General features: G+C 72.4%; 12 protein-coding genes. 4 read left to right on the top strand and 8 right to left on the bottom strand.

What is annotated here, in order from left to right:
• Complete coding sequence (locus Q9R47_RS17005; protein WP_311234369.1) at positions 1-876, bottom strand: hypothetical protein; 876 nt, start codon at positions 874-876, stop codon at positions 1-3.
• A gap of 498 nt (positions 877-1,374) precedes the next feature.
• Here Q9R47_RS17005 and Q9R47_RS17000 point away from each other — a divergent pair, with 498 nt between their 5' ends.
• Complete coding sequence (locus Q9R47_RS17000) at positions 1,375-3,045, top strand: Na/Pi cotransporter family protein (protein ID WP_311234368.1); 1,671 nt, start codon at positions 1,375-1,377, stop codon at positions 3,043-3,045.
• 51 nt (positions 3,046-3,096) lie between these two features.
• Here Q9R47_RS17000 and Q9R47_RS16995 read toward each other — a convergent pair whose 3' ends face one another.
• A complete protein-coding gene (locus tag Q9R47_RS16995) occupies positions 3,097-4,644 on the bottom strand; it encodes a YopJ family acetyltransferase (protein ID WP_311234367.1) in 1,548 nt (515 codons plus the stop codon).
• Positions 4,645-4,893: 249 nt separating this feature from the next.
• Here Q9R47_RS16995 and Q9R47_RS16990 point away from each other — a divergent pair, with 249 nt between their 5' ends.
• Positions 4,894-5,073, top strand: a complete 180-nt coding sequence (locus Q9R47_RS16990) for a hypothetical protein (RefSeq protein ID WP_311234366.1) — start codon at positions 4,894-4,896, stop codon at positions 5,071-5,073.
• A gap of 21 nt (positions 5,074-5,094) precedes the next feature.
• Here Q9R47_RS16990 and Q9R47_RS16985 read toward each other — a convergent pair whose 3' ends face one another.
• Positions 5,095-5,976 (bottom strand): LysR family transcriptional regulator, encoded by an 882-nt coding sequence (locus Q9R47_RS16985; protein WP_311234365.1) that lies wholly within the window; start codon positions 5,974-5,976, stop codon positions 5,095-5,097.
• A gap of 137 nt (positions 5,977-6,113) precedes the next feature.
• On the opposite strand from Q9R47_RS16985, the gene Q9R47_RS16980 reads away from it, so the two are divergent.
• A complete protein-coding gene (locus Q9R47_RS16980) occupies positions 6,114-6,512 on the top strand; it encodes a 4-oxalocrotonate tautomerase (RefSeq protein ID WP_311234364.1) in 399 nt (132 codons plus the stop codon).
• A 43-nt stretch (positions 6,513-6,555) separates the two neighbouring features.
• On the opposite strand, the gene Q9R47_RS16975 is transcribed toward Q9R47_RS16980, so the two are convergent.
• From Q9R47_RS16975 to Q9R47_RS16960, 4 genes are all read right to left on the bottom strand, one after another.
• Complete coding sequence (locus Q9R47_RS16975) at positions 6,556-7,743, bottom strand: hypothetical protein (protein WP_311234363.1); 1,188 nt, start codon at positions 7,741-7,743, stop codon at positions 6,556-6,558.
• Between the two features lie 126 nt (positions 7,744-7,869).
• Entirely contained in the window at positions 7,870-8,904 is a 1,035-nt protein-coding gene (locus Q9R47_RS16970; protein WP_311234362.1) for a bile acid:sodium symporter family protein, read from the bottom strand.
• Between the two features lie 117 nt (positions 8,905-9,021).
• Positions 9,022-9,861: an NUDIX domain-containing protein gene (locus Q9R47_RS16965; protein WP_311234361.1), complete on the bottom strand. Its 840-nt coding sequence runs from the start codon at positions 9,859-9,861 to the stop codon at positions 9,022-9,024.
• The gene (locus Q9R47_RS16960) at positions 9,858-10,844 is read right to left on the bottom strand and encodes a quinone oxidoreductase (RefSeq protein WP_311234360.1); all 987 of its coding nucleotides are present in this window, start codon (positions 10,842-10,844) and stop codon (positions 9,858-9,860) included. The genes Q9R47_RS16965 and Q9R47_RS16960 overlap by 4 nt, the downstream gene beginning before the upstream one ends.
• Before the next feature lie 169 nt (positions 10,845-11,013).
• Between Q9R47_RS16960 and Q9R47_RS16955 the strand changes: the two genes are divergently transcribed.
• A complete protein-coding gene (locus tag Q9R47_RS16955; RefSeq protein ID WP_311234359.1) occupies positions 11,014-11,916 on the top strand; it encodes a DMT family transporter in 903 nt (300 codons plus the stop codon).
• Positions 11,917-11,931: 15 nt separating this feature from the next.
• On the opposite strand, the gene Q9R47_RS16950 is transcribed toward Q9R47_RS16955, so the two are convergent.
• Complete coding sequence (locus tag Q9R47_RS16950) at positions 11,932-12,099, bottom strand: hypothetical protein (RefSeq protein ID WP_311234358.1); 168 nt, start codon at positions 12,097-12,099, stop codon at positions 11,932-11,934.
• Positions 12,100-12,108 lie beyond the last annotated feature (9 nt).

Genomic DNA, 12,108 nt, shown 5'->3' with positions numbered 1-12,108 from the left:
TCAGAAGGGGTGGTAGCCGGCGTCCAGCGCTTCCTGCTCGTCGCGACGGCGGCGTTCGCGCGCGGCGATGATGGCCTCCCGGGGCATGGGCTCGCGGAAGAACAGCGACTCGGGAATGCCTTTTTCGGCCAGGTATTCGCGCAGCTCCTTCATGCGGCCCTGCAGGTCGCGCAGGGCCCGGTCGATCCGGGCCGCATCGGCCTCGCTGAAGCCGGCGCGCTCGGCCTGGAGCGCCTTCAGCCGGGCCATCTTCCTTTGCAGCGCCAGTCCATTGGCCTGGTGCGTCTGCGAGCCGTCGGGCTGGAAGCCCAGCACGATCCCTTCCGCATCCAGAGACCGGGTGGGGCGCGGCGGCCGATGGTCCGCGGAGGCGCGTGGTGGCGGCGCATCGGCGTGGGGCCGCTCCGCGGGCACCGTCTCCTCCGGGTCGGAGTCGGCCCCTTCAGGCAGCTCCGTGGGCGCATCCACGAACGCGTCCTCGTCGATGTCCGAATCGTCCTCCGTACCGCTCCCGGCCGACTGCATGGCGTGTAGCGCATCCTGCGATTCCTGGAATACCGCGCTCAGATCCAGTGCCACGGCCCTGGCCCACGAAGCGTAGCGGACCGGGTCCGCGCGGCCGTCCAGCGCTGCGAGCCGCACCCGGAGATCCGCCTGGGTCTGCAGCGCCGCCTCGCGGACGGTCAGCATCTTCTGCAGCCGCGCGATCCGGGCCTGCAGGGCGGCGCGGTGCGCGGAATCCGTCGTGCCGGCGGGCCTCGCGCAATGTTTCGGCTCGTGCTGCATGCTGGTGAGCGCCAGCGCCGCGCGGTCGAAGTACGCCACGCCCAGACCTCTTGCCGCGGCCGGCGCCGCCGCGCCCGCCGGTCGGTGCATGCCGGCCTCCGCGGTCCGGCCGCGCAGCGGCGCATCGGACCGGGGCCCCTGTGGTGGCAACGGCGCCGCAGCGTGCATGTTCCCCTGCGTGGGCCTTGGCGCCCCGGGAGGCGGCGTGCCCCCGGCACGCGTGGCGAGTTCCACGGCCGTACCGGGCCGCGGGGCCGACGAGCGTACCGCCGGAGCGTCTGCAGCGCCGGCGCCGGCCGGGGGCCGGGCCGCCTGCAGTTGCAGCCCCGGGTTGCGTTGAACGACCATGGCGACTCCGCCTTTCCATCTTTCGTGCATCGGAGGCCCAGCGTAGGAACCCGGCGGCACCCGCCGGCCCGCGGCCGCGAAGCCGCGCTCCGGCAGGCGAAAAGCCGTCGCGAGTGACCGGGCCCGGGCCGCGGTTGCTCGCCGATTGCTATGGATTCAGGAGTATGCTGTCATCCCCCCGGAACTTTGCACGGCGCGCAGCGCGGCCGTTCTCCGGCGGAGCACCGATCTCCTCTTTCCATGAAGCACCTGTTGAATCTGCTGGCCGCCGTGGCCCTGCTGGTCTGGGGTACGCACCTCGTGCGTACCGGGGTGCTGCGCGTGTTCGGCGCCAACCTGCGCACCCTGCTGGCGCGCAGCATGGGCAACCGCTTCTCGGCGGCGCTGTCGGGCATCGGGGTCACGGCGCTGGTGCAGTCGAGCACGGCCACCTCGCTGATGACCTCGTCCTTCGTGGGCCAGGGCCTCATCACGCTGCCCGCCGCGCTGGCGGTGATGCGCGGGGCGGACATCGGCACCGCGCTCATGTCGGTGCTGTTCTCCACCGACCTCTCGTGGCTGTCGCCGCTGTTCATCTTCGTGGGCGTGGTGCTCTTCATCACGCGGCAGGCCAGCACGGCCGGGCGCGTGGGCCGCGTGCTCATCGGCCTGGGCCTGATGCTGCTCGCGCTCGAGATGGTGGTGCAGGCCAGCGGGCCGATGCTGGCCTCGCCCATCATCCGCGCCATGCTGGGTTCGCTCAACAGCGATCTCGTGATGGAAGTGTTCATGGGCGCGCTGCTGGCCATCCTGGCCTATTCGAGCCTGGCGATCGTGCTGCTGATCGCGGCGATGGCGGCCTCCAGCGTGGTGCCGCTGGACGTGGCGCTCGGCCTGGTGCTGGGGGCCAACCTGGGCAGCGGCCTGCTCGCCGTGCTCACCACCGCCAAGTCGGCGGTGGAGGTGCGGCAGGTGACCGTGGGCAACCTCGTCTTCAAGCTCATGGGCGTGGTGCTCGTGGCGCCCTTCACCGGGCTGTGGCTGCGCTACGTGCATCCGCACATGCCGGGCACGGCACAGGGCGTGGTGCTCTTCCATCTGGCCTTCAACGTGGTCATCAGCCTGGGCTTCATCGCCTTCACGCAGTGGGTGGCCAAGGCCGTCGCGCGGCTGCTGCCGCCGCCCGAGGGGCCGCCCAGCCGCCGGCCGCACCACCTCGATCCGTCGGCGCTCTCCACGCCGTCGCTGGCGATGTCCTGCGCGGCGCGCGAGGCGCTCTACCAGGCCGACGTGGTGGAGACGATGCTGCTCGGCGTGCTGGACGTGATCCGCAAGGACGACCAGCAGCTCGCCCAGCAGCTGCGCAAGATGGACGACGAGGTGGACGGGCTCTATTCGTCCATCAAGTACTACCTCACGCAGATCTCCCGCGAGGCGCTCGGGGAGGAAGAGAGCCGGCGCTGGACCGACATCATCAGCTTCACCATCAACATGGAGCAGGTGGCCGACATCATCGAGCGGGTGCTCACCGACATCGAGGACAAGAAGATCCGCAAGGGCCGGCGTTTCTCCGACGCGGGCATGGCCGAGATCACCGAGCTGCACGGCCGGCTGGTGAGCAACCTGCGCCTGGGGATGAGCGTGTTCCTCAACGGCAATGTGCGAGATGCGCAGCGGCTGCTGGAGGAGAAGACGCGCTTCCGCGACCTGGAGCGCGCCTATGCGGCCACCCACCTGGGCCGCCTGTCCGACAAGACCGTGCAGAGCATGGAGACCAGCTCGCTGCACATCGACCTGATCAGCGACCTGAAGCGCATCAACTCGCACATCTGCTCCATCGCCTATCCGATCCTCGACTCGGCGGGCGCGCTGGCACCGAGCCGCCTGCGCAGCGCGCCGGAGGCGCCGGCCCCCGGCGCGGCGGGCCACTGAGCCGCGCCGGGGCGGCAGCGCAGGCATCGAAGCGCAGGCAGCGGGCCGCGCTCAGCGCAGGTACCAGTCGCGCCAGCGGCTGTCCACGGCACCCATGTGCGCGTAGAGCGCGCGGATGTCCTCCGGGGCGCACCCCGCGGCGTGCCGGATCGCCTTGTCGAGGAAGGCAATGCGCTTGAGCTCGATGGAAGCGCTCTGGAGCATCGGTCCGGACTGGCGGCCGCCGGACTGCTGCGGCCACCGGGCCACCCGGTGGGCATCGTGCCGCTCCAGCAGCGTCTGGCCCTTGCGGTTCACCGGGGCGCCGCCCTCCTCCGGACGCCGCGCGAGGTACGCCAGCACCGCCGCGCGCGACTGGGCGTGTTTCATGTAGGCGGGCCCGAATGCGTCCGCCGCCGTTTCGACGTAGTGGGCGAGCAGCCCCTGCGCTGCCGGCGGCGGCGCCCCCTGCCCGTCCGTCGGCAAGGCGTCGCCGCCTTCGCTGCCGTCGTCGTCGGAGCCGTCGAGATCTTCCGCCGGCCACAGCAGTTCGGCCTCCACCGGCATCGTCCCGAAGGGCAGCGGGCCTCCCGCCAGACGCAGCGCATGCAGGGTGTCGAGTGACGCGTCCCGATGGCACTTGGCCGCCATCGACAGCGCGAAGATCCTGCACGACCGCAGGCTCTTCTGGGCGGGCATGTCGGCGATCAGCAGCGGCCAGTCCTGCGGCAGGCGCAGCTGGCTGGCCATTTCGGCGGCGGTGATGAGCGGGTCTGCGCCGTGAGGCATGCAAGGGTTCAGGTGCACGACGGAGCCGCGGCGCCCGGACTGGCCCGGCGATCCTTCGAGATGCACATCCAGCGCAAGGTTGTGGGTCATGTTGTCCAGCACGACGCGCCACCGCCCGGGGCCCGCGGCGGCGAGGAACCGCGTCCACTCCCGGGAGCCGAAGCCCTCGTTGCCGGGCGGCCCGCACGGGTCGCCGGGCAGGCCGACGTGGGCGTACACGAAGCGCAGCCCCGGATCCTCCGCATTGAGCGCCGCCACGATCGCCGGCATCGCCAGCTTGTCGAGCTTGCGGAACGCGTCGGGCTCGTCGTCGGGGCTCGCGCCTTCGGCATGCACGCTGGCGGCCACGTCCCGCAGCCGCCCCAGCCAGTCGAGCACCTGCCCCCGCCGCGCCGCCACCGGGTCGCCGGGTGGCAGGGCGGGCTGCGGGGCCGGCGGCACGGGCAACGCCATCGGGAGCCACAGCGCGCCGGGGCCCTCGGCTTGCGGCCGGCGCGGCGGGGGCGCGCGCCGCAGCAGCTGCGCAACGGGATCGCAGCCCATGCGCCGCAGCTCGGCCGTGTTGTCCAGCAGGACGGCGCCCTGCGCCTGTCGCCAGAGCAGGGCGCGCGCGGCCGTCATCGGGAGGGCCGGCCCCTCGGCCCGCGGCGGCAGCGGATGAGGCGCCGTCGCCGTCGCCGTCACCATCGTCCGCGCCGGCGGCCCGGAGCCGCCCGCAGGCCCTCGCAGCCGTTGCGCGGGCGGTTCGTCCCCGGGCGCGGGCATGCGGTCCGCGGCATCGGGCCGGGGCGGCACGGGGGCCGCGATGGAGGCGGTGATGGAACGGGCCATGGCGATGCGGGCGCGAAGCGCCGGTGGACGGATGCACCGCAGCTTCGGCGTCGGCCAAGCGCGCCATGCCCGGCAGCGCGAAACGCATGGGTGCCGGGCGAAGCTTGGCGGCCACGGCCGGTAGCTGCCGGCCGCGGCGCGGCGTCCTACGCGGGCCGAAGAATTCGCAGGTCCGCCCGGGCGGCGCGGAGCCCCTACCCTGGTGGATCGATGGCTCCGCCATCTTTCCCCACCCGACGAGGAGCAGACATGTCCAGCACACCCCGCAAGCCCCACAGCGACGAACCCGAAGTCACCCAGGAAAACGACGTGCCGCTCGACGATACCGATCCGACCGGCGAGGCGATGATGAAGGAGGTGCGCAACGACCGCCTGGAGGTTCCGCCCGGCGAGGAAGAGCGTGCGGAAAAGGACCGCGCACCGACGTAGCCGAAGCCGCGGCGGACGGGTTCAGGCGAAGTCCGCCACGAGTTGCTGGCGTGCCCGCTGCACGAAGGCGGATTCGCCCTGCCGCGGAGGCAGCACCACGAAGCGGGCCTGCGGCAGCGCAGGAAGCGTCCACGCCGCGGGCAGCGCCTGCACCCCATCGCAGAGTGCCGACGCGTTGAGGCAGGCCACGCCCAGCCCCGCCGCCAGGGCGGACTGCAGGCCCGCCACGCCGGAGGCCTGCAGAGCGACCACGAACGGCACGCGGCGGCGCTTGAGCAACGCCACGGCGAAGCGGTGCAGCGAGCAGGTGTCCGGCAGTGCCAGCAGGCGCAGCGGTGCGCCGGCCGCAGGAGGTGCGGCGCACGACCATGCCGCGCCCATCCACAGCAGCGGTTCGCGCCGCAGCGGCGTACCCGCGGCCCGCCGGCCCGCCGCGGCGCCCGCGGCCGCGGGCAGGCGCATGGTCAGCCCGACGTCGAACTCGCCCTGCGCATAGCCCGCTTCGATCTCCCCGCTCTTGCGCACCGCCACCTGCAGCCGCACTCCCGGATGGCGGGCCTGCGCGCGGGCGAGCAGCCCGGCCAGCTCCGCGGGGCGGAAGTAATCCGTCACGCCCAACCGCAGCGTACCCTCCAGCGCGGCGCCCTGCAGATCCTCCCAGGCGGCTTCGCTCAGGGCCAGCAATTGCCGTGCGTGCGCCAGCAGGCGCTGCCCGGCCACCGTGGGCGCGACGCCCGCCTTGGAGCGCGCGAGCAGCGTCCGGCCCGCATGCTGCTCCAGCTTGCGCAGCTGCTCGCTCACGGCCGACTGCGACAGGAAAACATGCGGCGCCCCGGCCGCCAGGCTGCCGGCCTCGCACACGGCCACGAAGGTTCTGAGCTGGTCGAGGGAGAAAGGACGCATGGGGTATCAGGTCAACGGTTTTTCCGATGGATATGTGCAGATCATCCTGCTTTTCCGAAGCCTGCGAAAGCCCAAGAATGCAGCCGTTGCCTTCCTCCCATTCTTCCCCCTGTCCTTCGCTCACCCAGGAGCCCTTCATGCCCCATACCGTGATCCATCTCAGCGGCGAGCCCGACGCCCTGCTCGCCCGCCGCGCCGCCGACACGGTCGCAGCCATCACGCAACGCGTGCTCGGCAAGCAATTGCCCGTGATCGCGACCACCGTGCAGTTCATCCCGGCCACGCAGTGGTTCGTGGGTGGCGCATCGCTCGCGGAACTGGACCAGAGCGCCTTTCACCTCGACATCAGCATCACCGACGAGACCAATACCAAGGCCGAGAAGGCGCTCTATCTGCGCGAGGTGCATGCCGCGTTCGCCGCGCTGCGGCCCCGACTCCATCCGGTGAGCTATGTGCATCTGATCGATGCGCGTGCCGCGGCCTATGGCTACGGCGGCCGCACGCAGGAATGGCGCCACCAGCAGGCGGGGGTGTAGCGGCGGCTGCCGGCGCCAGCGGCCGCCGCCGACGCGGGCAGCCTCAGCGATCCAGGCGGCAGGCCGCCGACAGAATGTGCCCGCTCCCGAGCGCCGCATCGGCCACGCCGCTGCCGGTGCGCCGCGCCGCCCCCGCGGCCGCCACGCCGTTGAGCAGTGCGCGCCGGTGCGCGCGTTCCGCCGGGCCCGGGACGAACCCCAGCCCGGCATACACGTGCTCGTCCACGGGGGCAGCCACGCGTTCGCGCACCTGCTCCGCGAACGCGTCGGACACGACCGGAACCGGCGGGTAGACCTTGGCGGGCGGATAGCGGAATCCGGGCCCCAGCCGCCGCCGGGCGCGATCCATCCGCGCCCCCAGGGCGGGATCCTGCAGCCACCCATCGACCGCCGCCCCGGCCTGCAGGCCGTCCGCGCGGCGGATGGTGCGCAGCCGGTTCACCGCAGCCCTGTCGGCGGCGAACCGTGCATCCTCATGGAATACGGCCGGACCGTCCGCCCACGCATCGAGAACGATGACAGCACCGGAGGCCTCCGGCGCATGCAGTTCCGCCCACATGTGATCGACGCGCACGCGCTCGACGATGCGGACCTCCTGGCCCGGCGCCAGATGGGGCGCCTGCACCAGCACGGCGACCGCGGCATGCTCCGCGCAATGGCCGGCACCCGCCGCGAGCGCACCTGCCGCCGCGGTGGTCGCCGCATCCGGCTTCTGCCCGCGCCCGAAAGGCCCGCTGCCCGCAACGGCTCCGGGGACGGTGTGTGCCCGCTCCAGGTAGCCGATGACGGCGCGGCAGGCCTGCGACTGGAGGGAGCTGTGGCCCAGCGTGCTCCCGATGTCGACCGAGACATTGCCCCGGCCTCCCGTCAAGGCGCGGCGCGTGGCATCCACCGTACGGTGCGCCTGCTGCAGCAGGCTCTCCTGCGCCGCGTCCAGCGGCCGGCCCACGATGGTGCGGGCGGCCATGTAGGCCGCGAGCGATGTCGCAGACCGCGCCAGCTCGGTGCCGCGCGCCGGCGCGCGCCCGGCCCACTCCTGCGCGGCCATGGCCGTCGGAACCCCTCTGCGCCAGTCGCCGCCGGCGGGCCGGACCGGCAGGCCTTCGGGCGCGGCAGGCATGCCGCGGGAAGCGACGGGGCCGTCCGTGCGCGGCTGCGCGCGACTCCCGGCGGCCGGCGTGATGCAGGAAACCTCGCCACAGCCGGCGAGCCGCGCAATTCGATCGAACATGGTGCCTCTCCTCCCTCCTCCGTCGGCCGGCCACGGAATCCGCGACCCCGGCCATCGGCGAACTGTGCGGACGCCACCGCCCGGCAGCACGGCTGGAGGCGAACGTGCTGCAACCCGCGCGAAGCGTCAGCCGCGCGGGGCGGCAGCCTCCTGCGGCAGGTCCGCCGCCGGCCGGCGGGCGTAGTGCTGCGCGATGACGGCACACACCATCAGCTGCATCTGGTGGAAGACCATCAACGGCAGCACCAGCGCGCCCACGGCGTGCGAGGCGAACAGCACCTTGGCCATGGGCACGCCGCTCGCGAGGCTCTTCTTGGAGCCGCAGAACACCACGGTGATCTCATCCTCTTTCGAGAAGCCGACGCGCCGGCTGATCCAGGTGGTGGCGACCAGCGCGATCGCGAGGATGACGGCACACACGAACACCAGACCCGCCAGTGCATGCAGCGGAATGTCGTGCCACAGCCCCTCGATCACCGCCGCGCTGAAGGCGGTGTAGACCACGAGCAGGATGGAGCCCTGGTCCACGAACTTGAGCACCGCCGCGCGGCGCTGCACGAAACCGCCGATCCAGGGCCGCAGCAGATGGCCCGCCAGGAACGGCACGAACAATTGCAGCGTGATGCGGCCGATGCTCGCGAGCGTGTCGTGGCCGGCCGAGCCCGCGGTGGCCGCGCCGGCCTGGGCGCCGGGCACGCCCGGCAGCAGCAGGCCGACCAGCATGGGCGTGATCACGATGCCCAGCAGCGTGGAGCCCGAGGCCGAGCAGATGGCGGCCGGCATGTTGCCCCGCGCCAGGGCGGTGAAGGCGATGGCGGACTGCACCGTCGCGGGCAGCACGCACAGGAAGATCACGCCCTGGTAGAGCTCCGGCGTGACCAGCGGCTCCAGCACGGGCCGCAGCGCCCAGCCGATCAGCGGAAAGAGGACGAAGGTGGAGGCGATCACCAGCAGGTGCAGCCGCCAGTGCGACAGGCCCGCGACGATGGCCTGCCGCGACAGCTTGGCGCCGTGCAGGAAGAACAGCAGCGCCACCGCCGCCGTGGTGGCGTACTCGAAGCCGCGCGCCACCTGGCCGGACGCCGGCAGCACGCTGGCCAGCGCGACGACGGCGATCAGCGCGAGGGTGAAGTTGTCGGGCAGGAAACGGGAACGGGCCATGGCGGATGCGCAGGGGGTGCGTGCGGAAGAACCCCGCATTATCGATCCGGTGGCCGCGCTGCGCTGTCCCGGCCGCGCTGCGCCCGCGGCCGACCCGCCGCACCGCCACCTGCAACGTCACCAGCCGTAGAAGCCGGCCAGCACCAGCGCCGCTTCGGGCGTGAACGCGCCCAGCGCGAGGCGTGCCTGCACGTCGGCGGCCTCGAGCAGCTCGAAGCGTTCCACCTCGCCGTCCTGGTTGGCGGGCACCAGGCCTTCGGGCACGGTGGCGCGGAACCAGTCGATGCGCTCCACCATGTAGCCCACGCCCTCGCCCTCGTCGCTGGGGCGCGCGAAGTCGACGTGGCCGCCATGGGACAGATCCTGCAGCGCCCCGGTGCGCAGGCCCGCCTCTTCCCAGGTCTCGCGCGCCAGCGCGGATTCCACCGTGTCCTGCGCACTCACCATGCCGCCCATCAGCGTGTCCCACCGGCCCGGGTGGCTGGGCTTGTCGAACGCGCGCTGCTGCATCCACTGCCGGCCGTCCGGCGCGCAGGCCACGAGGTGCACAGCCCGCGTGGCGATGCCCAGCGCGCGCACCGCGCCGCGCTCCACCGTGCCGATGCGATCACCCGCCGCGTTGCACACCGCCAGTTGCTCGTCGCGCCACGCCCCGCAGCGCCCGGCGCGGCGCAGTGCATCCGCCAGCGCGGCCAGCGCATGCGTGGCATCGGCCGGGGCGCAGGCCAGGTGCCAACGCTCCGATCCGGCATGGGATTCCTTCACCAGCGCGGCCGCCACGTCGGCCCGGCCGGCGCCTCGGTCCAGCGCGAGGCCTTCCATCAGCCCCGGCGCCACCGAGCCCACGGACTGCCCGGCCACCGCGAACGGCACACGCGGCACCACGGGCGGCCGGTGCGCCAGCGCGCGGGCCGGCGCCACCCATGCGGGCACCGGCATCTCGCGGTGCGCACTCATTCCAGCGTCAGGATGGTGGAGCCCGTGGTCTTGCGCGCTTCCAGGTCGCGGTGCGCCTGCTGCACGTCGCGCAGCGGGTAGCGCTGGTCGATGTGGATCGTCACGTCGCCGCTCTGCACCACCGCGAACAGGTCGTCCGCCATGGCCTGGGTGGATTCGCGCGTGGCGATGTGGGTGAACAGCGTCTGCCGCGTGACGTAGAGCGACCCCTTGGCGCCCAGCATGCCGGGCGCGAACGCCGGCGCCGGACCCGAGGCATTGCCGAAGGTGGCCATCAGCCCGAAGGGCCGCAGGCACTCCAGCGACTTCTCCCAGGTGTCCTTGCCCACCGAGTCGTACACCACCTTCACGCCCTCGCCGCCCGTGATCTCCTTCACGCGCGCCGCGAAATCCTCCGTGCGGTAGTTGATGGCGTGCGCCGCGCCGTTGGCGAGCGCCAGCTGGCACTTCTCGTCGCTGCCCGCCGTGCCGATGAGCTGCAGGCCCAGCGCCTTCGCCCACTGGCAGGCGATCAGCCCCACGCCGCCCGCGGCCGCATGGAACAGCACGTGGTCGCCCGGCTGCAGCCCCTCGGCCGGCAGCGTTTTCTTCAGCAGGTACTGTGCCGTCAGGCCCTTGAGCATCATCGCCGCGCCGGTCTCGAAATCGATCGCGTCGGGCAGCCGGCACACGCACTTCGCGGGCAGCACGCGCACCTCGGCATAGCTGCCGGGCGGCTGGCTCGCATAGGCGGCGCGGTCGCCCACGGCGAGGTGCGTCACGCCCGCGCCCACGGCCTCGACGATGCCCGCACCCTCCATGCCGATCGTGGCCGGCATCGGCAGCGGATACAGCCCCGTGCGGTGGTACACGTCGATGAAGTTCAGGCCCACCGCATGGTGGCGGATGCGGATCTCGCCGGGGCCGGGCTCGCCCACGGTCACGTCGGTCAGGTGCAGTTCTTCGGGACCGCCGTGCTGGCGGATCTGGACGGCAAGGCTCATGCGGCGACTCCTGCGTTGGAAGACACGATCAAAAAAGAAAGGAAAAAATCGAGAACGCGAACCGGGGCGATGCGGACGGGCATCCGGCCCGCGGAATGGCCCCACGCGGGGGCCGGCGTGCATCCTGCCACGGATCGGCGAAGCCCGCAGGCCGGTACATTTCCAGGCCATGACACAACGACTCTCGTCCGGCACCGTGGCCCTGCTCGTGGCCGCGCCGCTGCTCTGGGCCGGCAACGCGGTCGTCGGCCGCCTCGTGCATCCCCTCATCTCCCCGGTCGCGCTCAACTTCATCCGCTGGGCGCTGGCCTTCATCGTGCTGCTGCCCCTGGCCCACGGCGTGCTGCGCCGCGGCAGCCCGCTGTGGCCGCACTGGCGCCGCTATGCGATGCTCGGGCTGCTCGGCATCGGCTGCTACAACGCGCTGCAGTACATGGCGCTGCAGACCTCCACGCCGCTCAACGTCACGCTCGTCGGCTCGGGGCTGCCGGTCTGGATGCTGGCCATCGGCGCGCTCTGCTTCGGCGCCCGGGTGACGCGCGCGCAGGCGACGGGTGCGCTGCTCTCCATCGCCGGCGTGCTGGTGGTGCTCAGCCGCGGCGAATGGGCGCAGCTGCTGGCGCTGCGGCTCGTGCCGGGCGATCTCTACATGGTGCTGGCCACCATCTCGTGGGCCTTCTACAGCTGGCTGCTGTCGCGCACCACCGAGCCCGCAGGCCTGCGCGGCGACTGGGCCGCCTTCCTCATGGCGCAGATGGTGTTCGGCCTGGCCTGGTCCGGCGCGTTCGCCGCCGGCGAATGGACGCTCGGCCACGCCCACGCCACCTGGGGCTGGCCGCTCGTGGCGGCCCTCGCCTTCATCGCGCTCGGCCCCGCCCTGCTCGCCTACCGCTGCTGGGGCGTGGGCGTGCAGCGCGCCGGCCCGGCCGTGGCGAGTTTCTTCATCAACCTCACGCCGCTCTTCGCCGCCGTGCTCTCTGCCCTGGTTCTGGGCGAGACGCCGCACCTCTACCACGGCGCGGCGTTCGCGCTGATCGTGGCGGGGATCGTGGTGTCGTCGCGGCGGGGGTGAGGACTCTCGCTCCAGTCAAGCGAAGACCAGCAGCAGCGCTCCTGACGGCATCAGCACGGCGGGCAGCCATCGCTCCCGCATTCGGGTGGCCTTTGCCATGGCGAAGGCCTCCAGGAGCAGGAACATCGCGAGCAGGCCGGCGATGCATGCCAGGTGGATGCAGAGACGCAGGGTTTTGTGCATGGCTTACTG

This window comes from Acidovorax sp. PRC11 (genome assembly GCF_031844105.1).
Lineage (GTDB): Bacteria > Pseudomonadota > Gammaproteobacteria > Burkholderiales > Burkholderiaceae_C > Paracidovorax.
The sequence above is the reverse complement of the archived record's forward strand: the minus strand, read 5'-3'. Positions and strand labels throughout refer to the sequence as shown.

What these genes read in the sequence shown, in the direction of transcription:
- Q9R47_RS16955 (WP_311234359.1), top strand. Translation starts at nt 11,014, where the DNA reads ATGACACAACGACTCTCGTCCGGCACCGTGGCCCTGCTCGTGGCCGCG.
- Q9R47_RS17000 (WP_311234368.1), top strand. Translation starts at nt 1,375, where the DNA reads ATGAAGCACCTGTTGAATCTGCTGGCCGCCGTGGCCCTGCTGGTCTGG.
- Q9R47_RS16970 (WP_311234362.1), bottom strand. Translation starts at nt 8,904, where the DNA reads ATGGCCCGTTCCCGTTTCCTGCCCGACAACTTCACCCTCGCGCTGATC.
- Q9R47_RS16995 (WP_311234367.1), bottom strand. Translation starts at nt 4,644, where the DNA reads ATGGCCCGTTCCATCACCGCCTCCATCGCGGCCCCCGTGCCGCCCCGG.
- Q9R47_RS16980 (WP_311234364.1), top strand. Translation starts at nt 6,114, where the DNA reads ATGCCCCATACCGTGATCCATCTCAGCGGCGAGCCCGACGCCCTGCTC.
- Q9R47_RS16950 (WP_311234358.1), bottom strand. Translation starts at nt 12,099, where the DNA reads ATGCACAAAACCCTGCGTCTCTGCATCCACCTGGCATGCATCGCCGGC.
- Q9R47_RS17005 (WP_311234369.1), bottom strand. Translation starts at nt 876, where the DNA reads ATGCACCGACCGGCGGGCGCGGCGGCGCCGGCCGCGGCAAGAGGTCTG.
- Q9R47_RS16960 (WP_311234360.1), bottom strand. Translation starts at nt 10,844, where the DNA reads ATGAGCCTTGCCGTCCAGATCCGCCAGCACGGCGGTCCCGAAGAACTG.
- Q9R47_RS16975 (WP_311234363.1), bottom strand. Translation starts at nt 7,743, where the DNA reads ATGTTCGATCGAATTGCGCGGCTCGCCGGCTGTGGCGAGGTTTCCTGC.
- Q9R47_RS16965 (WP_311234361.1), bottom strand. Translation starts at nt 9,861, where the DNA reads ATGAGTGCGCACCGCGAGATGCCGGTGCCCGCATGGGTGGCGCCGGCC.
- Q9R47_RS16990 (WP_311234366.1), top strand. Translation starts at nt 4,894, where the DNA reads ATGTCCAGCACACCCCGCAAGCCCCACAGCGACGAACCCGAAGTCACC.
- Q9R47_RS16985 (WP_311234365.1), bottom strand. Translation starts at nt 5,976, where the DNA reads ATGCGTCCTTTCTCCCTCGACCAGCTCAGAACCTTCGTGGCCGTGTGC.